Annotated in this window: 22 protein-coding genes and 1 pseudogene; 8 read left to right on the top strand and 15 right to left on the bottom strand. The window is 59.1% G+C overall.

What is annotated here, in order from left to right; genetic code table 11:
* Positions 1 to 7: 7 nt before the first annotated feature.
* From JQ848_RS00330 to JQ848_RS00300, 7 genes are all read right to left on the bottom strand, one after another.
* Complete coding sequence (locus tag JQ848_RS00330; protein ID WP_202210162.1) at positions 8 to 1,993, bottom strand: vWA domain-containing protein; 1,986 nt, start codon at positions 1,991 to 1,993, stop codon at positions 8 to 10.
* Positions 1,990 to 3,006 carry a hypothetical protein gene (locus tag JQ848_RS00325; protein ID WP_202210161.1) on the bottom strand — a complete coding sequence of 339 codons (1,017 nt, stop codon included), beginning with the start codon at positions 3,004 to 3,006 and terminating at the stop codon, positions 1,990 to 1,992. The genes JQ848_RS00330 and JQ848_RS00325 overlap by 4 nt, the downstream gene beginning before the upstream one ends.
* Positions 3,007 to 3,009: 3 nt before the next feature.
* Positions 3,010 to 5,721 carry a virulence factor SrfC family protein gene (locus JQ848_RS00320; protein ID WP_003437884.1) on the bottom strand — a complete coding sequence of 904 codons (2,712 nt, stop codon included), beginning with the start codon at positions 5,719 to 5,721 and terminating at the stop codon, positions 3,010 to 3,012.
* The gene (locus JQ848_RS00315; RefSeq protein WP_202210160.1) at positions 5,718 to 8,783 is read right to left on the bottom strand and encodes a virulence factor SrfB; all 3,066 of its coding nucleotides are present in this window, start codon (positions 8,781 to 8,783) and stop codon (positions 5,718 to 5,720) included. Before JQ848_RS00315 ends, JQ848_RS00320 begins: the two co-directional genes overlap by 4 nt.
* A gap of 18 nt (positions 8,784 to 8,801) precedes the next feature.
* Positions 8,802 to 10,190, bottom strand: coding sequence for an SrfA family protein (locus JQ848_RS00310; RefSeq protein ID WP_202210159.1), 1,389 nt, complete (start codon positions 10,188 to 10,190; stop codon positions 8,802 to 8,804).
* A 150-nt stretch (positions 10,191 to 10,340) separates the two neighbouring features.
* Entirely contained in the window at positions 10,341 to 10,787 is a 447-nt protein-coding gene (locus JQ848_RS00305) for a bleomycin resistance protein (protein ID WP_010656740.1), read from the bottom strand.
* Between the two features lie 46 nt (positions 10,788 to 10,833).
* Positions 10,834 to 11,094, bottom strand: coding sequence for an accessory factor UbiK family protein (locus JQ848_RS00300; RefSeq protein WP_003437892.1), 261 nt, complete (start codon positions 11,092 to 11,094; stop codon positions 10,834 to 10,836).
* A gap of 417 nt (positions 11,095 to 11,511) precedes the next feature.
* On the opposite strand from JQ848_RS00300, the gene glnK reads away from it, so the two are divergent.
* The 3 genes from glnK (at position 11,512) to sutA (ending at position 14,053) form a co-directional block, all read left to right on the top strand.
* Positions 11,512 to 11,850, top strand: coding sequence for a P-II family nitrogen regulator (gene glnK, locus JQ848_RS00295; RefSeq protein ID WP_002555808.1), 339 nt, complete (start codon positions 11,512 to 11,514; stop codon positions 11,848 to 11,850).
* 34 nt (positions 11,851 to 11,884) lie between these two features.
* Positions 11,885 to 13,222 (top strand): ammonium transporter, encoded by a 1,338-nt coding sequence (locus JQ848_RS00290; RefSeq protein WP_003437894.1) that lies wholly within the window; start codon positions 11,885 to 11,887, stop codon positions 13,220 to 13,222.
* Positions 13,223 to 13,726: 504 nt separating this feature from the next.
* Positions 13,727 to 14,053 carry a transcriptional regulator SutA gene (gene sutA / locus JQ848_RS00285; protein ID WP_003437896.1) on the top strand — a complete coding sequence of 109 codons (327 nt, stop codon included), beginning with the start codon at positions 13,727 to 13,729 and terminating at the stop codon, positions 14,051 to 14,053.
* A gap of 95 nt (positions 14,054 to 14,148) precedes the next feature.
* Here the strand turns inward: sutA and JQ848_RS00280 are convergent, their stop codons facing one another.
* Genes JQ848_RS00280 through lptM form a run of 6 tightly spaced genes read right to left on the bottom strand, consistent with a single transcriptional unit; the run spans position 14,149 to position 18,714 of the window.
* Entirely contained in the window at positions 14,149 to 14,841 is a 693-nt protein-coding gene (locus JQ848_RS00280; protein WP_127196628.1) for an HAD family hydrolase, read from the bottom strand.
* Positions 14,838 to 15,734, bottom strand: coding sequence for a tyrosine recombinase XerC (gene xerC / locus JQ848_RS00275; RefSeq protein WP_160626478.1), 897 nt, complete (start codon positions 15,732 to 15,734; stop codon positions 14,838 to 14,840). The genes JQ848_RS00280 and xerC overlap by 4 nt, the downstream gene beginning before the upstream one ends.
* A 2-nt stretch (positions 15,735 to 15,736) precedes the next feature.
* On the bottom strand, positions 15,737 to 16,453 hold the full coding sequence (locus tag JQ848_RS00270; RefSeq protein ID WP_010656738.1) for a DUF484 family protein: 717 nt from the start codon (positions 16,451 to 16,453) through the stop codon (positions 15,737 to 15,739).
* A gap of 13 nt (positions 16,454 to 16,466) precedes the next feature.
* Positions 16,467 to 17,297: a diaminopimelate epimerase gene (gene dapF, locus JQ848_RS00265; protein WP_202210158.1), complete on the bottom strand. Its 831-nt coding sequence runs from the start codon at positions 17,295 to 17,297 to the stop codon at positions 16,467 to 16,469.
* Positions 17,298 to 17,301: 4 nt separating this feature from the next.
* Positions 17,302 to 18,549, bottom strand: coding sequence for a diaminopimelate decarboxylase (gene lysA, locus JQ848_RS00260; RefSeq protein ID WP_003437906.1), 1,248 nt, complete (start codon positions 18,547 to 18,549; stop codon positions 17,302 to 17,304).
* A gap of 9 nt (positions 18,550 to 18,558) precedes the next feature.
* Positions 18,559 to 18,714: an LPS translocon maturation chaperone LptM gene (gene lptM, locus JQ848_RS00255; protein WP_010656736.1), complete on the bottom strand. Its 156-nt coding sequence runs from the start codon at positions 18,712 to 18,714 to the stop codon at positions 18,559 to 18,561.
* Positions 18,715 to 18,917: 203 nt separating this feature from the next.
* Between lptM and cyaY the strand changes: the two genes are divergently transcribed.
* From cyaY to rnk, 3 genes are all read left to right on the top strand, one after another.
* The gene (gene cyaY / locus JQ848_RS00250) at positions 18,918 to 19,250 is read left to right on the top strand and encodes an iron donor protein CyaY (protein ID WP_003437908.1); all 333 of its coding nucleotides are present in this window, start codon (positions 18,918 to 18,920) and stop codon (positions 19,248 to 19,250) included.
* The gene (locus tag JQ848_RS00245) at positions 19,247 to 19,468 is read left to right on the top strand and encodes a DUF1289 domain-containing protein (protein ID WP_165439565.1); all 222 of its coding nucleotides are present in this window, start codon (positions 19,247 to 19,249) and stop codon (positions 19,466 to 19,468) included. The genes cyaY and JQ848_RS00245 overlap by 4 nt, the downstream gene beginning before the upstream one ends.
* 144 nt (positions 19,469 to 19,612) lie before the next feature.
* On the top strand, positions 19,613 to 20,026 hold the full coding sequence (rnk, locus tag JQ848_RS00240) for a nucleoside diphosphate kinase regulator (RefSeq protein WP_003437910.1): 414 nt from the start codon (positions 19,613 to 19,615) through the stop codon (positions 20,024 to 20,026).
* A gap of 56 nt (positions 20,027 to 20,082) precedes the next feature.
* Here the strand turns inward: rnk and JQ848_RS00235 are convergent.
* Together JQ848_RS00235 and JQ848_RS00230 are read right to left on the bottom strand one after the other, a co-directional pair.
* A pseudogene (locus JQ848_RS00235) lies at positions 20,083 to 21,357 on the bottom strand (class I adenylate cyclase); the annotation flags it as partial.
* Between the two features lie 178 nt (positions 21,358 to 21,535).
* Positions 21,536 to 21,805 carry a TIGR02647 family protein gene (locus JQ848_RS00230; protein WP_003437912.1) on the bottom strand — a complete coding sequence of 90 codons (270 nt, stop codon included), beginning with the start codon at positions 21,803 to 21,805 and terminating at the stop codon, positions 21,536 to 21,538.
* A 406-nt stretch (positions 21,806 to 22,211) separates the two neighbouring features.
* On the opposite strand from JQ848_RS00230, the gene oscA reads away from it, so the two are divergent.
* Together oscA and JQ848_RS00220 are read left to right on the top strand one after the other, a co-directional pair.
* A complete protein-coding gene (gene oscA / locus JQ848_RS00225; protein WP_003437913.1) occupies positions 22,212 to 22,394 on the top strand; it encodes a sulfur starvation response protein OscA in 183 nt (60 codons plus the stop codon).
* A 68-nt stretch (positions 22,395 to 22,462) separates the two neighbouring features.
* Positions 22,463 to 23,476, top strand: a complete 1,014-nt coding sequence (locus JQ848_RS00220; RefSeq protein WP_003437914.1) for a sulfate ABC transporter substrate-binding protein — start codon at positions 22,463 to 22,465, stop codon at positions 23,474 to 23,476.
* The last annotated feature ends 73 nt before the right edge of the window (positions 23,477 to 23,549 follow it).

The following is a 23,549-nucleotide window of genomic DNA, read 5'->3' as shown; positions in this document are numbered from 1 at the left end:
CGTCCCGTTAAGGCATCATTTCCAATGGCACCGGGTACACGTTGTCCCGTGCATCGCTGTCTTTGGCCAAGGCCACCCAACGGTCCACGTCAGCGTTGTAACGCTGGTAGTGGCGCAGCTTGGTGTTCAGGTTACGAATGAATTTCTCCTGGGCCAGACCATCCCAGCTCTTCCAGGTTTCTTCATCCAGGTTGAGGACTTCGCTCTGGTACGGCAGGTCTTCGAGGTACTCACCGAGCACACCCATGTCCGCCAGCCTGGCGTTGCCGTTCTGCTTGAGCTGATTGGGATCGGCGCCCATGGTCGCGGCGACGGAACGCAGGCGATCGAACATCTCGGTCGGCGAAATCAGGCCTTCGTTGGCGGCATCCAGAATCTGCTTCATCACGTCGCTCAAATCGCTGAGCTGTGACTTGGTCAGTAACACCCGGACATCGGTGGTGGGGATGTTTTGCTTGATCAGGTCGCGGTCAGTGATCCACGCCTGGAACACTGGCGGCGCCTGACTGTTGGTTTTTTCACCGAGGTACGCCAGTTGCATCGCGTGGCCGATCAGGGCCGCGTCATCCAGCAGTTTTTGCTCGGCCGGGTCTTTGCCGGCGACAGGCGCTTGCTTGGCGTTCAGCGCGCTGCCAATGGCATCGTCGCCCATGTAGGCGGCCTTGACCTGGGAGGTAATCGCGCTGGCCAGCGCATCCACTTTACGCCCGAATGCTTGCACGTCACCGGCGTTGACCGGGTAGTACAGCGAGGTATTGGTGCCCGGGTAAGTCGACAGGTTTTGATATTGCGCTTCGGCTTTGCCGTGATCTTTGATCCCGGCCGGCGTTTTCAAGTGCAGGGTGTAAATCGCAACGCCGGGGTTGGCCGCCTCAAGGCGCACCTGGTCAGCGCTCAGCCCGGTGCTGCTCAATGGGTCGTCGCCCTCGATGGCACCCGCATCGGTGATCAACACCACGTAGCGCGCACCGAACTGGGTCCAGTCCACTTTGTCGATACTGTGCATCACGCCCGCGAGCGAGTCCTCATCAAAGGCCTTGCTCGACACTTTGGCCTGTTTGAGGTCAGCCACCCTGGCCAGAAAATCTTCGCTGCCGGTGACCTTGTTCGGGTCGGCGTACATTTTGCTCACGTATTCCAGGCCAGGTACGGCTTGGGTGCTGGAACGGAATGCCACCAGACCGAACTTGACCTGATTGCCCAGGTTCTCGCTTTCAATCTGTTTGTAGACCTTGCGAATGGCCTCGCGGGTACGGTCGATATAAGGATCCATCGAGATCGTGGAGTCGATGACAAACACCACCGCCGCGCTGAATTCCTTCAACTGGCTGGATTTCGCGGCCCCCGTAGCGCCTGGGTTTGCGCCTGCCTGCAGCGGTTTGTCTTCAGCCTTGCTCACCGACGCTACATTCAACAGGCGGGTGCGAAAGCCTTCTTCGGTCATGACTTCTTCGCCGCTCAACACCGGCAGCAAGTAAAACTGCTTGTGCAGGTCAACGAAGTATTCCGGCTCCTGGGCCAGTACTCCCGGAGCCTGTACTCCTTGCTTGAGCTTGGCGCGCAACGGCGCGACTTTGCTCACCGGGTCCGGGGCATCGAGGATGCCTTCAAGGGTGGCGCGGTCTTTGAAGAACATCAGACGGTCGCGGTTGGCCGGGTTGGTGAATGCCAGCGTGAGCTGCATCTTCCAGTCCGTGGTACAGGCTGCAGGCAACCAGCCGATAGTTTTACCGTAGCTGTCAGGGCCGACCTTGAGCCACTCGGCATTAGCCGCCTGGGCCCGTTCATATACGTAAAAGCGGCTGAATGTTGGCTGCGCCGCACCGGCATCACCGCCAGCAGCACTGCTGAGCTGACAACCCGGGGTGGTCAACACGCGCTGGAACAGAGTTTTCTTGCCTTCCTGAATCAAAGGCTTGTCGTCGGCGCGGGCCAGCGAGCTGCCGATGGTCAGCGCCAGCAAAGCGCTGGCAGCCAATGCAAAACGGCTCACGGTTTCAACTCCTCAAAGCGCGCCTTGGCTTCGGCATTCTCAGGGTCGTGGCTGAGGATGGTTTCGTACCAGTACGCCGCGGTGGCCGGGTCCGGCTCGGCAAAGCACTTGCTGGCCTGATGGAATTTCGGGTCGTACTCATGGGCGTAGGCGGTGGCAATTTGCAGGTCACCGGCTTGCGCACGGTTGGCGTACAGCCGCTGGGCGATGCCGCAATGGTTGTTGGCCTTGGCCACGGTGATGATTTCCAGCAACTCGGCGCTGCCCGGCGAATTCTTGATGCAGGCCTGCACAACGCTCAGCTCAGGCAGCACGGCCATGCTTTCCAGGGTACAGGCGGCATCGCCCGGTACAGGCTGCGGTGGCATCGGTTCAGGCACTGCCGGGGGTGTTTTGTTGAGCCAGAACCAGGCGCCCAGGGCAAGGGCGGCCAGTACCAGCAATGCAATGAGCACCATCAACAACCAGGGTTTTTTCCTGGCTGGCACCGGTGGCGGCGGGGCCGCAGGTGCGGGCTCAATGACCGGCACGGGTTCCGGGGCCGGTTCGGTAACCGGCTCGGGAACCGTTTCAGGCAACACCACTGGCGCCACCGGGGTTTTCAGCTGGCCCGTGTCCTGGTGTACCGGGGCTTTGACATCCGTGGCGGCGCTGGATGATTGCAGGTTCTTGGCCGGGATCAGCATGCCGGCATCGCAATGGCCGTTACCGCCCTGCTCGCGCAATTCGAAGCGCAAGGTGGCCATGGAGCCCACTTCGAGTGCCGGGTCGACCAATTGCGGGCCAACCACGGTTTCCAGCGCTTCGCCGTTGGCGGCGGCACTGAAGTGCGCCACCTTGAACCAGTACTGGCTGTTGCTCCAGTGCTGGTCGCCCTGCAGGAAATAGCCGTCCTGGTTACGCTGGACAGAGAACTCCAGACGCTCGTGGCCACCGGTCCAGTCTTTGACGATCAGGCACGCCTGACCGGCAATGTGGGGTTCAAGGGTGACCAAATCGACAAAAATTGACATTGCTTATCTCGCTTCAAACGCTTTGAGCACATGGCCCAGGCGTTCATTTTGTTCAGGGGTGAATTCGCTGCCGGTGCCGTGGCTGGCATTGTCCAGGGTGATGTGCGCCACCCCGGACAACCAGTCGCCAAGGAACTGCTGCGCCTGGTTAATCGGCTGCGCAGGCAGCTGCGGCAACGCGTCTCTGGCCACATCACCGTAGAACGAAAACAGCGCTTCGCGGTTGCCGGCATGGCTTTTAGGACGGGATTCAAGCGGTTCAGCGGTGTAACCGAACCAGGCCACAAAATCGCTCAGCACGCGCTGTACTTCCAGCACCTGGCGCTCGACCATCTGGTCGCGGCGCGAGCCACTTTGCGCACGCTTGAGCACGACGCGAATCAACTGGTCCTGCAAGCCGAGACGGTCACCGCTGAGGATCAACTCCTGAACCAGTGCTTCAATCGATGTTTTATCCAGCTCAAGGGCACGCATCAAACCCTCACGCTCCGGAACTGCACGCAAGTACTTCACCCAGTTCCTGAACACGGCACGGGCAAATTTGTGCTCGTTGCTTTGCAGCTCGGGAGCCTTGGACGCTGGCAACGGAGCACTGGCCGGGGCATCGAAGTCCACCGACAAATCACCGAAATCATCGCCAAAATCAAACTCGTTGCTGCTGGCATAAACGATCGATTGCCTGGCGGAGTCCTGAGCTGTATCGCCCGTCTCAGACACGCTGTCCTCTTCGTATACGCCGTTGAGGTAAAGCTCGCGGATCTCTTCGTTCGGCAGTTGCAAGGTGTTGATCAGCTCGCCCAGCACACCGCCGCGGCGCTTGAGCTGGGCCAGAATCATCTGCGCCTGGGTACGCTTGATGGCCACCATATCGGCGCCATCGGCCACGTAGTAGCTGCCCAGGGTGTGCAAGGCTTTGCCGTTGAGTACCTTGTTCAGTTGCTCGCGGATGCGCTTGAGTTTGAAGTCAACGTTCGCCAGTTCCGTAAAGCTTTCGCTGAAACGGGTGATACCGCCGTCGTTGAGCGTGAGCATGGCGTCCCATGCCTGCTGTGCATCCTTGATGTACTTTTTGACATTCGGGCGCTCGACCAGAGTTTGGGCCATCAGCTCCAGCGTGCTGTGACTGTCCTCGGTGAAATGGCTTTCGTTGCCATCGGTACGACCAATGAATGCGGCCTGATGGCGCGGTTTGCGCACCAGATAGGTGTTATTGAACGCCTGGGCGCCTTGCCAGTTCGACATCCACGGGTAGTCTTTGAAGCGCTCGAGCATGGTGCGGGTCATCATGCCGTCCCACTCTTCTTCCAGCTCCAGGCGCGACTTCTTGTTCAATGACTGGGAAATGCACAGGTCAAACATGGTCAGGGTCCAGATCAAGCCCGTGGCACGTGCGCCACGCTCTTGCGGGGTCTCGCCCTGTGTCGCGTTGATCCAGCGCGTCAGCACCGGGCCGACATCGTTGACATCACTTTGCTTGGTGCTGTTGGTGCAGACCACCAGTGCGTTCATTTCCTGATCATCGACATAACGCTCGAACAGGTACGCGACCTTGCCGCGACGGATCAGTTGCGAAATCGAGTTGGTCTGGCCGTTTTCCCTGGCGATGGAGGTCACGTTCAGGCGCCCGCGATATCCGGGAAAATCCAGCAGGTCCATTTGCTCGACGATCTGCGCGGCCGGTACTTCAATCAGGCGGAAGGTCATCTCGGCGGTGAGGGCCGCCAACTGCACCAGGGAAATCGGGCCGGGGTTATGCAACACACCCTCGACCATCGGGCGCACCGACACCGGCACGTCAGTGGCGCTGCCGTAACGCTCCAAAATGTCGACGTTCATGATGCTGTTGCGACGGCTGAATTCATCGCCTACGCGCTCAGCCAGCACTGACAGCGGTGCAAAAACGGTGTCGGGCATGCCCAGCCGATTGAGCGCTGCGCCCAACTGCTGGTACACCTGGGTCAGGCCATCTTGCTTGCCCCACAAAATCGAAAACAGCTCGCCACGCTCCTGGGGATTGAGGCGCGGGGCCAGGTCGATGACTTTCGGCCAATAGTGATGGGGCAGAACTTTGAGCGATTGTTCAAAGCTCTGGTTCAGGTAATCCATCAACGACACGACGTCTTCGGCACTCACCCCAGGCTGCAGCGGACCCAGCTCGCGGCCTTCGAAAGGTTGCAGGGCCTGGCGCACCACGCTGTCGTCGATCACGAAGGAGACTTTTTCCTGGTCGAAGTCTTTGAACCAGGTGTTGGCAAAAATTTTCGCCAGTTCGATTTCGCGGAAAAGCTTGAGCTCCACCGGGAAGTTGTCGTCTTCACTGGGCTTGGCCAGACGACTGAAACGGGTCACCAGCCCGGTGGCTTCAGTACCGCCACCGCTGGGGTTGATGTTCTCGATGAAGTCCATACGCTGCTGGCCGAACTGGGTCTCGAGCGCACCGTTGGCCCCTGCCGCCAGGGCTGAAATAAGGTAGGACTTGCCCGCCTGGGACAACCCGAAGAAGCCGGTGGTCATCGGTGTGGTGGCTACCCGGCCAAGGTTGCGGGCCATGTTGCGCGCCTGATACAGGCCCAGCTTCAGGTCAGCCGCATCGCGATCAAGTTTGGGCGCCGTAACCCGGCTTTTGTCCACCCAGCCCAGGGCCTGGCCGGCACCTTCGTAGACGGCATTCCAGCTGGCGCTGAGGGCGATTTGCTCTGGGGTCAGATTGCTCATTTGCGTTTTACGCTCCCGCTGTCCAGCCAGTACTTGCTGTCACTCAAACCTTCCACCAGGGTGGTGTTGAGTTGCAGCAAAAGGTCATTTTTGCTGAACGTTTTGTCGGTATTCGAATCCACGTATGTCACCTCAAGCTCGTCGCTCAGTTGTCCCTGGCGCTTCATCTGCTCGGTGGCCTCGCTCACTTTGAAGGACACGTAGACCACGGGCATCTCTTTGTTCTGGGTCTTGGCCTCGGTAAAGCGCTGCCGCCCCTGGGGGGAGAAATCCAGGGTGTAGAGCGGCGTGGCAGACCAGCGCTCGGCCGCCAGCTGACGGAAGCCCAGGCGCATATTGCCGCGCATTTCCAGCGCTGGCGGCCTTGCATCCAGGCCTTCACCGATTTCGGGCAGCACGATGCGCCCGTCCTCGGAGGTCAGGTCGCGGAACAGGACGTCCGAGTCAACGATGATGTTGGCCCCGTCGATCTTGCCGATGTGCTTGATGGTCGAGTACGGCCTCAGGGCCGAGGTGCGGAAATAAAAGTTCGGCACACTGTGGTTGGCGCACAGCAGGCACAGCATGGCGCCGACAGATGCCGTACTTTTAGGGTCGTCGATCAGGCCGTTTTTATGGAACGGGTACCAGTTGCCGGTGCGGTAATTTTGCAGCGCAAGGATGCGCCCCGGCGGCAGTGGCAGCATCTTGCGGATAAACGCCTGAATGCCCGGCAGACGCGATGGCCGCCCGGTCAGGAGCAACATGTCGCATGGATAATGCGCAATGACCTCGCACAACCCGGCAAGGATCTTGGTGATGTTGATGCCACCGCTGATGAACGCGCCATGCAGTTTCTGCAAGTCCAGGGTAATCGGCGTTTGCAGCAGATCGAAATCGGTCTGAACCCCCAGCTCGCGGCGAACCGCGGTGTTCACATACTCCAGCACGTTGGCTCTGACAGCATCTTTTTCCAGCAACGTCAGGTAGGTGTGGTCACTGGCCGGCGTGGCGAACTCCGGGTTGTAGAGCTCGTAGCGGCGCAGCAATTCAAGGGCCAGCGGCGTGAACACCTGCAGGTTCAATTGTTGGCGCAACACCATGTCTTGCGCGCTGCCCGATTCGGCGCCGCACAACCGCGACATCAGGGAGCCGGGGAATTTAACCCCGGCGTTCTGCAAGGCGCTTTCAAAGCTTGGCAGAATGAACCCCTGAATCACGTCCAGCAGGATGTCGTCCCCCGCGACTTTGAAACCGTCACGGAAACGCTGCTCGGGCACGATGTGCACATTGCTGCCACTGCTGGCAGTGCCGGCACGGTCAAGACGGTAATCGGTGATCACCAGGTCGGTGGTACCGCCGCCTATGTCGATGGTGGCCAGGGTGATACGTTCGCGGTCCGTCTTGCCGGGGCGCGAGATGGCATCGAAGAATTCTTCCGGGTGCCCGGCGAAGTTTTCATTGACCTCGGTGTAGAGGTAGACCAATTGCCCGCACGAGGCCTCGTCCCACTCCACCCGCACCTTGGGCAGCGGCGTAGTGGCCGGGCTCGAGTCGTGAGCGAAGGGGTCTTTGCGGTCGGTCTGCCAGTTCATGCTTTTCCACACCAGACCAATGGCGTGTCGCATGCGCTTTTCCAGGATGCTGCGCTCGGCCTGGGGCATGCCCGGCGGTACGGTCAGGGTGATGCTGTTGAGGCGCCGCGGTACGCGGGTATGGCCCTGACGCGAGCGCTGCGCCGGGCTATTGATTTGCATCAGCGCCTGGGCCAGCACTTCAGCGAGCATGAAAGTCATCAGCGAGCTGCGCGAATAACGCGGTACAAACACCGCCAGGCCTGGGGTGTCGAAGCTGTGCAGCGCGTCGCCGGTTCCGTTGATCAGCAGCGAAAACGGTTTGGCGGTGGCAAACGGCTCGGCTTCCTTTTTGTCGAAGCTGTAGCTGAAGCGCCATCCGTGATCGTAGGCCTCTTCATCCCACAGATAACGCTTGGGACTGGAGAGTCCGGTTGAGCCCTCGGTGCCACGACGGCGACTCGCCAGCCGCGCGGCCTCCTTGCCAACCCGGGCGATGGTTGGCCACAGGAAAGCCTCCGTGTGGCCACTTTTTACCGAACAGTCATCCTTGCCAAAGGAGATCTGGGCAAACTCGACGCGACTTTCGAACGCGTCGTTGTAGATGTGCTCCGGGCTCATCAGGTCCCGCAGCTCAAGCACATAGTTGTCTTTGAGACCGGAGCCGGACTGGCCGTGGTTTTCGATCAGAATGCCGCAGGTGCGCGAGTTGCCAACATCGAGGATCAGATCCACCGGAATCGGAGGCGTGACACCACTGCCATGGCTGGCCACGATTTTAAGTTCGGGCAGTTTCACTTGCGCCGCCGGGGTGTTGTTGTCCCGGGTGGTGCAAGGCTCCATGAACAAGCTGAGCAGGTTCAGGTAATGGGCTTCGGCATGACCGTCCTTGATCTCTTTGTCCAGCTCATCGCGCGGGGTTTTGGGATGGCCCTGCGTGAATACTTCCAGCAGCCACTCCCGCACCCAGATCTGATCCAGAAACCAGCGGGCCTGCTGGGGCTTGCACGCCAGCTTGAACGATACGCCGGAGCTGGCGTCGCGCTCGACCGGCCCCAGATAGAGGCTGGTGTCATGCTGTTCCATGAGCCGGGTATCCAGCGCGACCGTCAGGCGATGGGTGTTGCCATCAATGTCCGGCTCGGGCAGGCGCACCAGGCGCATCCGCGACCAGTTGGCCGGCCCCTGGTCAAAGCTCTGGGGCGGGCGGTAACGGAACACCGGGATCGGTACCCAGAGCCCGTCGTAGAGCTTGAGACTGGCTTCCATGCCGAGGTTGAGGGTACTGCGTGCGTCAACGGTCTTGCCCGGCTCGCTTTCGTAAAAGTAGCTGGTCATGCCGTTGCGTTCGCCCTCTTCGAGGCGGCACAACAGGCCATTGGTCAACGGCGCGAAATCACCCGAGGGCAGCTTCCTGGGGTCCAGGCGCAGGGCGAAATCCATGAACTGGATGCCGGTATCGGCAACAAGGATAACGGTGTCTTCAAATTGGGTAACTTGAGGCAGCATGTCAGAGTTTTCCAGTCATTATTCGCCCGTCTGGCGCATGGTGATGGGGAATTTTTTGTCTTCGTAAGCGCCGGTGCAGTCGGCAATGCTTTTGGCCCCCTGACGACAATCGATTTGCGGCATGTCATAGCTGCTGCCATCGCTGCAGGCGGCCTGGGCCTGGCTATTGATCGCCAGGCTGCCGGCCTGCATGGCCGCAGAAACCGGACCGGTGCAGCTGATGCCATTGGCCTTGCGCACAATGACCTCGCCCTTGCCGTCCTTGAACTGATACTCAAGGCGCAGTGACAGACCGGTGTTTTTGTCTTGAATGCCCGCGCCCGCGCGGTAGTGGCCGTTGAGGAAGGCGGCCTGGCCATCCGCGCTGTCGGCCGGGATGATCAACGGCTCGCCGGGTACAGGCACAGGTGCCGGAGTTTTCGGCAGCTCATCCGGGATTGTCGGCGGCGTCGGCGGGGTAGTCGCGTTATCCGCTGTCGGCGGCTCTTGAGCCATGGATGCCTGGGCGTTATCGGTGCCTGGCGGCACCACCGACTCCGGCTGGACCGCAGGCGGGGTCTGCACTTCAGGCACCTGGCCTGCAGTTTCAGCCGTGCCCGCTGCCCCGCCAACCTGGCCACTGCCTGACAGCTCGCGCGATGGCGTGAGCGTGGACGTGGGGTAGGACCCGGGAACAGGTTCAGAAACCTTGAGCCCGTCCAGGTTGAAGTCCACCAGCCATGCCGGCACTGGCACCCCCAACTGCGGGCCACAGCTGCGCAGACCAAACAGTAGCAACAGCAGCAGTAACAGCGGGATCAGCCACCACAACCAGCGCCACCAAGACCGGGCCACCACTGGCACCGGCACCGGGGCGGGTGCCGGAGCAGGCTCGGCCAGCGGGGCAATCACCGGGGCAGGGGTAACGGGTGCTACCTGTGGCCGCAGACAGTACAGCGGGTCGAGGCCGTGGTCAGTGCCCGGACGACGGAAGCCCCAGAACGTCAGTACCGGTTTGCCGTTGACCAGATAAACGTAGTTCTCATCCGGAAATGGCAGCACGTGGGCCAGCAGCTTGCCGAACACCGTACGGTCTACCGAAGGTTTGTGGGCACTGTCGGGGTCGAGTTGTTCAGCACTGAGCTGATTGAGAAAAGACTGCAGCTGTTCCAGCTCGACAACGGCTTGAGCACGTTCCTGCGGGGTGGCGCTGGCCCAGGGAATCACATCGCCGGGTAGCTCGCTGTACCAGTCAATGTTGTCGCCCAGCTCATCGCTTTGAGGGATGGCCAGATGCGTTGCCATGTCAGGATTTTGGCAGCGAATCGCTTCGCGCAATTGCAGTGCCGCCCGATAGACTGGCTGACCGGTCTCACCCAGGGCAGTAAAAGCCCCGCTTTTGCCACTGCGAAGAAGTGCGCCGCGCATCCGTGCTCCGTGTTTTAAGTTCGCGCGGCAAAACCCGGACATGAGTCCGTGCCGCTTCCTTGATTAGCTGGCGACAGTAATGTTTAAGGGCCATAGAGTCAAATGGCCATTATCTGGGGAGCCGTATTGGTTCAAAAAATGAGCGGTGGATCACCCTGGCATCGCGGGTGTCCGGGTGGCGGCCCGGGTTCCCAGGTCCTCGGCAAAGCGCAGCAGGTAGCCATCGGGGTCGAGCAGCAGGCAGTTGCGCTCACCGAACAACACCTCGTTGCTGCGGTACCAGCGCTCTTCAAGGGGTTTGCGCAATGTGTACCCGGCGGCTTCGAAACGGTCGATCAGGGCCTGGACGTCGGGGCATTTGATCGACAGGTTGATGCCTCGCCCGAAAGGCGCCTCCAGCGGCCCGACCCGCCAGGAGGAGGGTTCAAGATCATCCTGCTCCAGCATCAGCTGGCTGCCGTGATATGACAGAAACGCAAACTGATGCTCAGGTCGCTGGTACTCGATCTGAAAGCCCAGCACTGCGCAGTAAAAATCCAGGCTGCTGGCAAGGTCCGAGACGATCATCTCGGGGACCAGCCGATTCATCACCAACATACAAAAACGTCCTTGTTCATATGGGTAAACGCACCGCCTTGGCGCGTTATTCGGTCGGCGGCAGCAATCTGGCTTCCAGCTCGGCCACCTTGGCTTCCAGGCTTTCGAGGCGGGCACGGGTGCGGGCCAGAACCACCATTTGGCTGTCGAACTCTTCACGGCTCACCAGATCCAGCTTGCTGAAACCGCTTTGCAGCAAGGCTTTGAACTGGCTTTCGATTTCATTGCGCGGCAGCGCAGTTTCGCCACTGAGCACACGGGAAGCATGGCCACTCAGGGCGTCGAGGAGGTCTTTGGGCGCGAGCATGGGTAAGGTCCTGAAAAACTGATGGTGGCGAGTGTATCACGCAGTGTCCGGGCCCAATCTTCGGGGGCCTTCGCACGATTTTTGGGCGCCTGGCCTGCCGGGCACGCACTGTTTACGTGCACAAATGCCCTGCCAAATCAGGCCAAAAGCCATCAGCTATGGGTATCTCCCTGTAATTACTGACTTTTCCAGACATGGCAAGGTTTCTGCTTAGTTGGCTGTGACTCAGGCACTGATGCAGTAGCTGTGACCTAGGCAGTGCGGCAGGTGGTTCAGGGAAAGCTTTCGTCACCGGCGATTGAGACACGTGGAACAGCCTGAACAAGGCTGACGATGCGTTACAAAGCCAGACACTGCGCTTAGACTTGAGCCGGGTTTGTTTTCCTGGGGCAAGTCCACCAATTCGGGAGAAGTTTCATGAAGCTAGTCACCGCCATAATCAAGCCGTTCAAGTTAGACGACGTGCGCGAGTCGCTGTCTGAAATCGGCGTGCAGGGCATTACCGTTACTGAGGTCAAAGGCTTCGGCCGGCAGAAAGGTCACACCGAGCTGTATCGCGGCGCGGAATATGTGGTCGATTTTCTGCCAAAGGTGAAGATTGATGTCGCCATCGACGACAAAGATCTTGACCGGGTTATCGAGGCGATAACCAAGGCTGCCAACACCGGCAAGATTGGTGACGGCAAGATTTTCGTGGTCAATCTGGAACAGGCTATCCGCATCCGTACCGGCGAAACCGATACCGACGCAATCTAAGCCGCCATACCCCAACGCCCCAGGAGAAAACACTATGACTCTGCGTAAAATCGCAGGGCTCGGAGCCCTGCTGTCCGTCGTAATGCCAGGCCTGGCCATGGCGGCAGACGAAGTAGCGGCTCCAGTCCTCAATTCGGGCGACACCGCCTGGATGCTGACTGCAACGGCTTTGGTGCTGTTTATGACCATCCCCGGCCTGGCGCTGTTCTACGGCGGCATGGTGCGCTCCAAAAACATTCTTTCCGTGATGATGCAGTGCTTCGCCATCACCGGTTTGATCAGCATTCTGTGGGTCATTTATGGCTACAGCATCACGTTCGATACCACGGGCATGGAGCAGGGCGTCACCAACTTCAACTCGTTCATCGGCGGGTTCTCCAAAGCCTTCCTGGCAGGGGTGACTCCGGACAGCCTGACGTCCTCTACCGCACTGTTTCCGGAAGCGGTGTTCATCACCTTCCAGATGACCTTCGCCATCATCACCCCGGCACTGATCGTCGGCGCCTTTGCCGAACGCATGAAGTTCTCGGCCATGCTGATTTTCATGGGTGTGTGGTTCACCCTGGTGTATGCACCAATTGCCCACATGGTGTGGAGCGGTAATGGTGGCCTGCTGTGGGACTGGGGCGTGCTGGATTTCGCGGGCGGTACCGTGGTGCATATCAACGCCGGTATTGCAGGCCTTGTAGCGTGCATCGTGCTCGGCAAGCGCAAAGGCTACCCGAACACTCCGATGGCCCCGCACAACCTTGGCTACACCCTGGTGGGCGCCGCCATGCTGTGGATCGGCTGGTTCGGTTTCAACGCAGGTTCGGCAGCTGCCGCCAACGGCACCGCCGGCATGGCGATGCTGGTGACCCAGATCGCAACTGCGGCAGCGGCGCTGGGCTGGATGTTTGCCGAGTGGGTCACCCACGGCAAACCAAGTGCATTGGGGATCGCCTCTGGCGTGGTCGCCGGTCTGGTTGCCATCACCCCGGCAGCAGGCACCGTTGGCCCTATGGGTTCGATCGTGATCGGCCTGTCGGCGGGTGTGATCTGCTTCTTCTGCGCCACCAGCCTCAAGCGCAAGCTGGGCTATGACGATTCGCTGGATGCATTCGGCGTACACGGTATCGGCGGCATTGTCGGTGCCATCCTTACCGGTGTGTTTGCAGCGCCGGCCCTGGGCGGTTTCGGCACCGTGACCGATATCGCCGCTCAAGTCTGGATTCAGTGCAAAGGCGTTGCCTTTACCGTGATCTACACCGCGATTGTGACCTTCGTCATACTCAAAGTGCTGGATGCCGTAATCGGCCTGCGTGTGGCTGAAGAGGAAGAGGCAGTTGGCCTGGACCTGGCACAACACAACGAACGCGGTTACAACCTGTAACTGACGGTCAGAAAAATACCCGGCAAGCCGGGTATTTTTTTGTCTGTAATGTGGCCTGATTCGCAACAATCAGATGACTTTTCCTGCTCCCATGTCCCGAGATCGGTTCGGCAATGATTTGTAGGATGATCACTTACAGCGCAACTCGACTATTAGCTGCTTTGCTTTTTTTTCCAGCGCGCTAGAATGCGCGCCGAAGGCCACAAAACTGTGTCCTGGCAGGACGAAGGCGGGGATGACCTCCAGACGCTTTCAAGGCCCAAGGGCCGGGCTGCCGGTTGCTCCAGCCAACACAGCGGAACAACTGGCACCGGACATTCGGCAAGGTGCTTATTTGGGCGAGTGCCGCAATTGTTGCTGCGCTCGTAAAGTCCTCATCATTTTAATCAGTGGTGAGGCGTGAGCCGAGGTTTACCCAAGGCTACTTTTTCACCGGCGGCGGTCGACATTTGTCGCATCTGGTCTATATAACTAATCTGCTTTAAGTAAGTCATGGGGTAGAACATGAGCGACGACGATCTGGAAAATGATGACCTCGAAGTAGGTGACGAGGACGAAACCGAGGAAGGCCTGGAAGCGGCAGCCGAAGACGTTGCAGACGACGACAGTGGCGACGATGCTCCGGTTCCGGCAGCCAAAGGTAAATCCAAGGCTGCAGTGTCGATTGATGACCTGCCGAGTGTAGAAGCCAAAAACAAGGAGCGTGATGCTCTGGCCCGTGCCATGGAAGAGTTTTTGTCCAAAGGTGGCAAGGTGCAGGAAGTCGAGGCCAACGTGGTGGCAGACCCACCCAAGAAGCCTGACAACAAGTACGGCAGCCGTCCTATCTAAGGATTTATTGCCGGCTTGAAGAAAAAACCCGCCGTCGCTGCGGGTTTTTTTGTGTCTGCAGCCTTGGCCCATCTTCTGCAGGAGCGAGCTTGCTCCTACAAAATGTGTTTCAACACCGCCGGCAACTCACTCAGGCAGCCGATCTCGGCATCCGCAGCCTTGTCGCCTTCCCAGCGCTTGCCGCCGGGGTTGAACCAGATCGCGCGCATGCCCGCCTGCTGGGCTCCGGCAATATCATCACCGGGGTGATCGCCCACGTGCACGGCTGCCGCAGGCGAGATATTGCCGCCACGCACCAGTGCCTCGTGAAACAGGCGCGCATCAGGCTTGGCAATACCGATGTCTTCGGCGCACAGCACGAACTTGAAGTGATGCCCCAGGCCGATGCGCCGCACATCGGCGTTGCCGTTGGTCACCACGCCCAGGTTGTAATCCCGGGCCAGTATCGTCAGTACCGGCTCTGCCTGCGGGAACAGCTGCAGCGCATGCCGGGCCTCGATGAACACCTCAAATGCCTGGTCTGCCAGGGTTGCAGCGTTCATGTAACCCGCGCCCTGCAATGCATGGAATAACACCCGCCGGCGCAGCGCGCTGATTCGGTGACGCAATTGCGGCTCGTCGCTCAATACTTGCTGACGCAGTGCCTGAAACGCCGCAACGTCCAACGCGCCCACTTTTGGTGCATTGGCAACCAACCATTCGCGCAACCGGGTTTCAGCACTGACAATCACCGGCGCGGTATCCCACAGGGTGTCGTCGAGGTCGAAGGTAATCAACTCAATGGTCATTCATTGCCCTTACTGCGTTTGGCCCTTGGGTGGGCGCTGTCATAGACCGTTGCCAGATGCTGGAAATCCAGATGGGTATAGATTTGAGTGGTCTTGATGTCGGCATGCCCGAGCAATTCTTGCACGGCGCGCAAGTCCTGGGAGGACTCCAGCAAATGGCTGGCGAATGAATGACGCAACATGTGCGGATGCAGATTTTGCCCCAACTCGCGCTCGCCGGCGGCCTTGACCCGCAACTGAATGGCCCGCGGCCCAAGACGCCTGCCACGCTGACTGACAAACACGGCGTCATCCTCCGGGTTGGCCAGTGCCCGCAACGGCAACCACGCCTGCAGCGCCTCACGGGCCTTTTTGCCCACTGGCAGCACCCGGGTCTTGCTGCCCTTGCCGAGTACTTCAACCAGTCCGTCGGCCAGGTCGAGCTGATCCAGATTGAGCCCCGTGAGCTCTGACAGGCGCAGCCCCGACGAGTAGAACAGCTCCAGAATGGCCTGGTCGCGCAGGGCCAGAAATTCGTCTTCAACCGCGCCCTCAAGCAATTGCAGAGCCCGGTCCGTGTCGAGGGTTTTGGGCAGGCGACGCTCGCCTTTGGGCGGCGCCAGGCCATTGGCCGGGTCGTGATCGCACAGGCCTTCACGATTCAGATAGTGATAGAGCCCTCGCACTGCCGACAACAAGCGGGCAATGCTGCGTGAGGACTGGCCTTGCTGATGCAGACGCGACACCAGTTGGCGCAGGCGCTGGATATCCAGTGCGCGCCAGCCGGCAATTGATTCTTTGCTGCAAAACGCCAGCACCTTGTTCAGGTCGCGGCGGTAGGCCTGCAGCGTATGGGGCGACACTTGGCGCTCACTGCGCAGGTGGGTGCAGTAAGCGTCCAGCTGTCGCTCCATGACTAACGTACCGGGCGCAGAGCGTTGGTGAAGCGCGGCAATACACGGCCCAGTACTTGCGCGATATAACCGAGGAACAGCGTGCCTACCGAGCTTTTGTAGTGCTGCGGATCGCGGCTGGCAAGGGCCAGCACACCATGCAGCCCCAGATGATTGAGGGCCACCACCGCGGTGGAACCAATCTCTTTGCGCTGCTCTTCACCGAACAAAAAGTCCAGTTCATGCTCACGCAAACTGCCACTGACGGCCTTGCCTTCAGTCAGCAAACCACCCAGGGCACGCTGAGCATCGGCGCTGCTGACCCAACGACCGACCGGCATGGGATTGTCACCAAACAGCACCAGGCTGACGAACGGCACCTGAAAGTCCTGACGCAGGCTGTCTTCGACGGCAATCACCAGCTCTTCAAGGCTGGTGGCGTCCATCAAGGCAAGGTTCAGGCGACGGGTTTTTTCGAACAGCCGATCATTGTCGCGGGCTACGTCCATCAACTGTGACAAACGATGACGCATCTCGATATTACGGCCACGCAACAGTTCCAGCTGTCGTTCTACCAGCGAAATCGTATCGCCGCGCTGGTGAGGAATCCGCAGCGACAGGAGCAACTCCTCACGCTGGCTGAAGAAATCCGGGTGAGCTTGCAGATAGGCCGCAACCGTCGCCGCCTCCGGGGTTTCAGCAGGCATTTCGAGATCTGCAGACTGTGGCTTGTCGGTCATCGTTAGCGCTCACTCATAAACGGACTTGTCCTTCGTAAACACGCATCGCCGGGCCGGTCATGATCACCGAATGACCCGGGCCTGCCCACTCGATGGACAGGCGTCCACCGGGCAAATCCAGAATCAACGGCGAGTCCATCCAGCCCTGGCTGATCGCCGCCACTGCCGCGGCACAGGCACCGGTACCGCAGGCCTGGGTTTCCCCGGCACCACGCTCCCAGACCCGCAGTTGCCCGCGCTGACGATCTATAACGTGCAGAAAACCGACATTGACCCGCGCCGGAAAGCGCGGGTGATGTTCAATTTTTGGCCCCAGTTCATGCACCGGCGCAGCGTTGATATCTTCAACGCGCAACACCGCATGGGGGTTGCCCATCGAGACGGCTGCCAGTTCAACGCGCTGGCCGTCGACATCCAGTTCATAGCTCAGCGCCTGGGCGTCGGCAATGAACGGGATCTCTTCAGGGACCAGTCGCGGCGGCCCCATGTCAACGCTGATTTGCCCGTCGCTGCGCACATTCAGTTCGATAATGCCGCCTTTGGTTTCGACCTTGAACTGGCGCTTGGTGGTCAAACGCTTGTCGAGCACAAAGCGCGCGAAGCAGCGTGCACCGTTACCGCACTGCTCAACTTCGGAACCGTCGGAGTTGAAGATCCGGTAACGGAAGTCCACCTCAGGATTGCTCGGCGCTTCGACCAGCAACAGCTGATCGAAACCGACGCCCGTGTGCCGATCACCCCATTGCTTGGCATGCTTGGGCAAAATATGCGCGTGCTGGCTGACCAGGTCGAGAACCATGAAGTCATTGCCCAGCCCGTGCATTTTAGTAAAACGCAGCAACATGGGATTACTCCGGCAACAGGCTTTCGCCGGCAAACAACTCAGCTACGGTCTCGCGGCGGCGAACTTCAAACGCCTGGTCGCCATCCACCAGAATTTCTGCGGCGCGACCACGGGTGTTGTAGTTCGAGCTCATGACAAAGCCGTAGGCACCGGCCGAATGCACAGCCAGCAAATCACCTTCAGCCAGCGCCAACTGGCGGTCTTTTGCCAGGAAGTCGCCGGTTTCGCAGATCGGCCCCACGATGTCGTAAGCACGGGCCTGAGTGTCACGCGGGCGAACCGCAGTCACGTCCATCCAGGCCTGATACAGCGCCGGGCGAATCAGGTCGTTCATGGCCGCATCGACGATGGCGAAATCTTTGTGCTCGGTGTGCTTGAGATACTCAACCTGGGTCAACAGTACGCCCGCGTTGGCCACAATAAAACGGCCCGGCTCAAATACCAGCGCCAGATCGCGACCGTCGAGACGCTCGCGCACGGCCTTGATGTAATCCCCGGCCAGAGGCGGCTCTTCATCGCGGTAACGCACACCCAGGCCACCGCCAAGGTCGATATGACGCAGATAGATGCCGCAATCGCCCAGGCGATCAACCAGCCCCAGCAGGCGGTCGAGGGCATCGATGAAAGGCTCGAGGGTGGTCAGTTGCGAACCGATATGGCAATCGACGCCAACCACTTCCAGGTTCGGCAACTGGGCGGCGCGGATGTACACATCCTCGGCATCGGCAATGGCGATGCCGAACTTGTTTTCCTTGAGGCCGGTGGAGATGTACGGATGCGTCCCCGCATCGACGTCCGGGTTGACCCGCAGCGAAACCGGCGCGCGAACACCCAGCTCGGCGGCCACCACTTGCAGGCGCTCCAGCTCATCGGTGGACTCGACGTTGAAACAGTGCACGCCCACTTCCAGGGCGCGACGCATGTCGTCGCGGGTCTTGCCGACACCGGAAAACACGATTTTGTCTGCCGAGCCGCCCGCGGCCAGCACACGCTCCAGCTCACCACGGGACACAATGTCGAAACCGGCGCCCAGACGCGCCAGGACATTGAGCACGCCCAGGTTGGAGTTGGCCTTGACCGCAAAACACACTAGGTGCGGCATGCCGTCCAGCGCATTGGCAAAAGCGTTGTATTGCGCCTCGATGTGCGCCCGGGAATAAACGTACGTCGGCGTGCCAAAGCGCTCGGCAATGGCCGTCAGTGCGACACCTTCGGCGAACAGCTCGCCGTCCCGATAGTTAAAAGCGTCCATGGTGTTCCCTTATTGGTGCTTATGCGCTTGCGATTGCGACGATTTCGCTTGGTCATCGGGGTTTTGGCTGTCATCGGGCAGATACAGCGGACCTTTTTGACCACAGGCAGAAACAAGGCAGGCGACCGCGACGAGCGCAGCAATAGAAGAGATCAGGCGCTTCATGGCGAAATCCTTTGGAAAGCGTTAATTGCGCCCGAGTATACCCAGCGCCTACCAGCTTGCCTATGCAGCAGACAGCTCGAACAGGAGCACCTGTCTGGATAATCAGTGGTGGTTGGCCGAACGCTGTCTTAGGGTTTGCAATCGGCCTGGAGCGCCCGTATCTTGCGAGTTCCGAGCATGACTAGACACTACGAGGTTCCACCATGAGTTTGACTGAAGCCCGTTTTCACGATCTGGTCGATGCCACCCAGGAAAATCTGGAAGACATCTTCGACGACTGTAATCTGGACGTAGATGTAGAAAATTCCGCCGGAATCCTGACGGTCAAGTTTGAGAATGGCAAAGCGCTGATCTTCAGCCGCCAGGCACCTGTGCTTCAGCTCTGGCTTGCCGCTCCCAATGGCGGTTTTCACTTTGACTACGATGAAAAACGCAGTTCGTGGAAGTGCGATAAAAGCGACGAGTTGCTCAGCGAAATGGTCCATCGGCTGACCAAGGAACACGCAGGCGCCGAGCTGGAATTTGAAGAGATCTGATTGTGACTGCTCCTGCTAAACCCGCTAAACCCCTGTACAGCAATATCAGTCCGGCAGTGCCGTCCCCATGTATCAGCACTTGCCGGCTGGATGAACACAAAGTGTGTCTGGGCTGCTTTCGCCACGTTGAAGATATCCGCGAGTGGCGCTCGGCAGACGACCAGCGGCGTCGGGTGATTTGTGAACAGGCCCGGCAACGCCGCATGCCAGGCCACTGACCCCGGATCACTGTCACCAGCTTGTGTATTTATTTTGCTGTGGTAGTGTCCGGGTTCGCCTCGCACTAACGAGGTTCGTCAAAACCCCGCCATTTTCCGGCGGGGTTTTGCTTTTTTGTGCAGAAAAAAGGAGTCTGCCAGGTCATGAGCACCCCAACCCCACTCATCCTCACCCGTCTGGACGTTCAGCGTCTTGAGCAACTCATCGACAGCCTGCCGGAAACGACTCCTGGCGTTGAGGCTTTGCAAGCTGAACTCGATCGCGCCGAAACCATCGTCGGCCACGAAGAAGTGCCTGCTGGCGTTGTGACCATGAACTCGCGTGTCCATTGCCGCGAAGAAAGCAGTGGCAAGGACTATCGCCTGACCCTGGTTTACCCCAAGGACGCCAATGCGGACGAAGGCAAGATTTCGATTCTGGCGCCCGTCGGCAGCGCACTGCTGGGTCTGCAAGTAGGCCAGCACATCAATTGGCCAGCGCCGGGCGGCAAAACCCTCAAGCTGGAACTGCTCGAAGTGGAATACCAGCCAAAAGCCCCCGCCGACTTTACCGCTTAAGCCCCCGACGTCACGACGGTAGCGCTCGGCTTCGCGGCGCTACCCCAGCTTCTTTGCAACGCGCCAGCCTGCTCATCAAGGGCGAACCGGCTCAAAAACCGATAGCTGACACTCAGCTCTTGAGCCAGCGCCAGGCGTTCGTGGCAGGCCTCTTCAGCCTTCCACTGCGAACGATTGTCGAGCGAAGCCAGCTGACACTCCCCCCAGCCCCACTCCCGGGTAAGGCGCTCAAGCAACTGGCGCTGCCACGGCACCCCGCGCGGTACGGCGCTGCCGGTCAGATTGCAATTAACCTTCAGGTACAGGCTGCGGCGCACCAGTTCCAGTCGTCGCAGGTCACCACGGGCAATCAGGTAGCGCTCGATACGCCGGTACACCACCACGTAAGGGTCCAGCTCATCGAGATTCAACTGGTTGGCGTATACCGCCTGCTTGAAACGCAGGCTCAGGCAGTGCACCTGCGGGTGCTCGCTGGCATAGACCTCAATCAGTAACAGCTTGAGCACCGACTTGTAGGGCGACTCTATGCCCTTGAACAATTGCCACAGCCCGGCGCCCAGGAACTCGCCTGGCGGAATGTGCGCCAGATGCCCCAGATCAATCACCTCACCGGATCCGATAAGGCCTTTGCTCAACAAATTACGGGTGAACTCGTCATACCGGACTTCTGCATTGACCGGCACCCACCACCACAGCGGTATGCGCCCCGCGAGCCAGATGGCGGTGCGATAAAACTCATCGAGCAGCAAATTGTGCTGCGTTGTGCTGCCATTGCCCGAACACGGCTGAACCTCACGTTCGCCCCGCGCAAAGCGTTGCGCGTCGATCAGATAGAAGTGGGCTTCACAGCCCTGGCTCGCCGCCCACTGCTCCAGGCGATGGCATTTATTGCGCAATGCCTGCAACGCCACTTGCGACAAATCCGGACCATGGCAAAGCCACACATCCATGTCGCTTTGATCGGTCTGGGCCAACGTCCCCAGACTGCCCATCAAAAAAAGCCCATGAATCAACTGCGGCCTGGCTGAACAGCTCGTGTAGGAAAAGTTGCAGACAAGATGCTGCGCAAGGGCGAGTGTGTCGGCATCGGGTTCATAACCTGACACCCCGGCCGGGGTGCAGTCCGACACATAGCCGGGCAATAACGGGTGGTTCACATGAAATAGCAGCGCCAGCAGGTTCAGCAATCGCTGCTGACGTGGTGCAAGGCCTTCCATTGCACGGGCCAGACGTCCTTGATTGACCGTCAGGAAGCGCCCACGCAGTTGATTGAGAATCGGTCGGTCAACTCCCTCATGGAAGGCGCAATGCATTTCAGGGTGGGGTGTCATTTCACACTCAAACCGGCTCGCCAGGTAAGAAAGAGTAGGGAGCTACAGAACGGGAGTTTACAGCCAGCCACAAGAAAGGCTTAGAACGATTGTGTTTTTGACGTCAGATTTTTTACGCGGGCAGGAAGTGTGCCCGCGGAATCATGATTCTTTTAGATCCCGAGGGCGATGCGTGGCGTCAGGCAAGTTCTGCCAGGGGTACGGCTACAAAAGGCTTGGTAGTCAGAATCGTCAACAGGGTTTGCACATGTTCAACTGCATCACGTCCCAGGCTCGTGAGGTAACCACCATCCGGCTGAGTGATCAGATCTTTTGCATACAGGCGCTTGGCAGCTTCAACCAGCTTTTTATCAGCGCTTTGATGGACTTTCAAACCCTCCTGGGAACTGTCCAGACTAAATTGTGCGAGGACTTCCAGTTCGGCAACCAACTCAGGGGTAAACGACATAAAGACTCCAGACTATGCAGGAAAAGACGACTTCCGCTCTAAAGTGATCGCACTGTCGCTGGCTGTCCAGTGATAGTTCCCACCTTTGTAAAGCAGCGTGTCGTACCTGCCTCGCGTCGACGCGCAGGCGAGGCTCTGGGAGTGTAGTCGCAGTCGTCATTTGCGCCCGATCAAATCGAATCTCTGCAGGCGCAATCTTGCTCGCGTCGGCATCCGCCCGCCATTGCAGCCAAATAGCTTTGTGCCTATGCCACGCCAGCGCGCGCCTGCAGCCGAGCGTTATCCGGGCATTCAGGGAGAAATGAGTTTTCAGTTATATAAGCATTCTTAAATAGTATTTTTAAGAATATCCCCGCCTCACTACTATTGCCCCCACGCCAGCCATTCCATCTTTCAGGAGCACACCATGAGCGCATCTCTGCGTAGCGTTGACGGTCAGGACGAAGCCACCATTCTGCGGGAAATCCAGAGCGCGCTTCGAGACCTGCGCTTTGGTGCTGTGGAAATCACCGTGCACAACGCTCAGGTGGTTCAAATCGAACGTAAAGAGAAATTCCGGCTGCAGAACTCCACCCAGAAAACCAGCTGAATCGTTGAACGCGTACTCAGCCGGGTACGCTTATAAAAACTAAAAACGCATGCTTTGGAGCCTCACCTATGTCCCTACGCCGTTACGCTTTGGCCGCGCTGGCCAGTGCCATTTTTGCTGGCTCCGCTGTGGCCAAAGATTACGAATTGCTCAACGTTTCCTACGATCCAACCCGTGAGCTGTACCAGGATTACAACGCCGAATTCACCAATTTCTGGAAAGCCAGCCATCCCGGCGATAACGTCAAAATCCAGCAATCCCATGGCGGCTCGGGCAAACAGGCGCGCGGCGTCATCGATGGCCTGCGTGCCGACGTAGTGACCCTGGCCCTGGCCGGTGACATCGACGAAATCGCCAAACTGAATAAAGGCTCCCTGCCGGAAAACTGGCAAACCCGCCTGCCGGATGCCAGCACCCCTTACACCTCGACCATCGTGTTCCTGGTGCGCAAGGGCAACCCTAAAGGGATCAAGGACTGGGCTGATTTGACCAAAGACGGGGTGTCGGTGATTACCCCGAACCCTAAAACCAGCGGCGGCGCACGCTGGAACTTCCTTGCAGCCTATGCCTATGGCCTTAAAGCCAACGGTGGCGACGAGGAAAAAGCCAAGCAATACCTGAAAACATTGTTCAAACACGTACCGGTGCTGGATACCGGTGCACGTGGGTCGACCATTACCTTCGTCAACAACGGTCAGGGCGACGTACTGCTGGCGTGGGAAAACGAAGCTTTCCTGGCCCTGAAAGAAGATGGCGGCGCTGACAAGTTCGACATCGTCGTACCTTCACTGTCGATTCTGGCCGAACCGCCAGTAGCTGTAGTCGACAAAAACGCCGACAAAAAAGGCAATGCCGAGATCGCCAAAGCGTACCTCGAGCACCTGTACAGCCCGGCAGGTCAGGAAATAGCAGCGAAGAACTTCTACCGTCCCCGTGACGAAAAAGTCGCTGCCAAATACGCCGCGCAGTTTCCGAAACTGGAACTGGTGACTATCGACAAAGACTTCGGCGGCTGGAAGACTGCGCAACCGAAATTTTTCAATGACGGTGGCGTGTTCGACCAGATCTACCAGGCGCAATAACCTGTGGGAGCGGGGCGTTAGCCTCGCTGAAAGCTAGAACATTAAGCCCGCAATCGGTTTGCGGGCTTCGTGC

This window comes from Pseudomonas paraversuta, from assembly GCF_904067025.1.
GTDB classification, from domain to species: domain Bacteria; phylum Pseudomonadota; class Gammaproteobacteria; order Pseudomonadales; family Pseudomonadaceae; genus Aquipseudomonas; species Aquipseudomonas paraversuta.
This window is presented reverse-complemented; position numbering and strand designations above follow the sequence as displayed.

Coding starts and splice junctions, on each gene's coding strand:
- sutA (WP_003437896.1), top strand. CDS start 13,727: ATGAGCGACGACGATCTGGAAAATGATGACCTCGAAGTAGGTGACGAG.
- JQ848_RS00290 (WP_003437894.1), top strand. CDS start 11,885: ATGACTCTGCGTAAAATCGCAGGGCTCGGAGCCCTGCTGTCCGTCGTA.
- JQ848_RS00280 (WP_127196628.1), bottom strand. CDS start 14,841: ATGACCATTGAGTTGATTACCTTCGACCTCGACGACACCCTGTGGGAT.
- JQ848_RS00315 (WP_202210160.1), bottom strand. CDS start 8,783: ATGCTGCCTCAAGTTACCCAATTTGAAGACACCGTTATCCTTGTTGCC.
- JQ848_RS00270 (WP_010656738.1), bottom strand. CDS start 16,453: ATGACCGACAAGCCACAGTCTGCAGATCTCGAAATGCCTGCTGAAACC.
- dapF (WP_202210158.1), bottom strand. CDS start 17,297: ATGTTGCTGCGTTTTACTAAAATGCACGGGCTGGGCAATGACTTCATG.
- oscA (WP_003437913.1), top strand. CDS start 22,212: ATGAGCGCATCTCTGCGTAGCGTTGACGGTCAGGACGAAGCCACCATT.
- JQ848_RS00230 (WP_003437912.1), bottom strand. CDS start 21,805: ATGTCGTTTACCCCTGAGTTGGTTGCCGAACTGGAAGTCCTCGCACAA.
- glnK (WP_002555808.1), top strand. CDS start 11,512: ATGAAGCTAGTCACCGCCATAATCAAGCCGTTCAAGTTAGACGACGTG.
- JQ848_RS00325 (WP_202210161.1), bottom strand. CDS start 3,006: ATGTCAATTTTTGTCGATTTGGTCACCCTTGAACCCCACATTGCCGGT.
- rnk (WP_003437910.1), top strand. CDS start 19,613: ATGAGCACCCCAACCCCACTCATCCTCACCCGTCTGGACGTTCAGCGT.
- lptM (WP_010656736.1), bottom strand. CDS start 18,714: ATGAAGCGCCTGATCTCTTCTATTGCTGCGCTCGTCGCGGTCGCCTGC.
- JQ848_RS00320 (WP_003437884.1), bottom strand. CDS start 5,721: ATGAGCAATCTGACCCCAGAGCAAATCGCCCTCAGCGCCAGCTGGAAT.
- cyaY (WP_003437908.1), top strand. CDS start 18,918: ATGAGTTTGACTGAAGCCCGTTTTCACGATCTGGTCGATGCCACCCAG.
- JQ848_RS00300 (WP_003437892.1), bottom strand. CDS start 11,094: ATGCTCGCGCCCAAAGACCTCCTCGACGCCCTGAGTGGCCATGCTTCC.
- xerC (WP_160626478.1), bottom strand. CDS start 15,734: ATGGAGCGACAGCTGGACGCTTACTGCACCCACCTGCGCAGTGAGCGC.
- lysA (WP_003437906.1), bottom strand. CDS start 18,549: ATGGACGCTTTTAACTATCGGGACGGCGAGCTGTTCGCCGAAGGTGTC.
- JQ848_RS00310 (WP_202210159.1), bottom strand. CDS start 10,190: ATGCGCGGCGCACTTCTTCGCAGTGGCAAAAGCGGGGCTTTTACTGCC.
- JQ848_RS00305 (WP_010656740.1), bottom strand. CDS start 10,787: ATGTTGGTGATGAATCGGCTGGTCCCCGAGATGATCGTCTCGGACCTT.
- JQ848_RS00220 (WP_003437914.1), top strand. CDS start 22,463: ATGTCCCTACGCCGTTACGCTTTGGCCGCGCTGGCCAGTGCCATTTTT.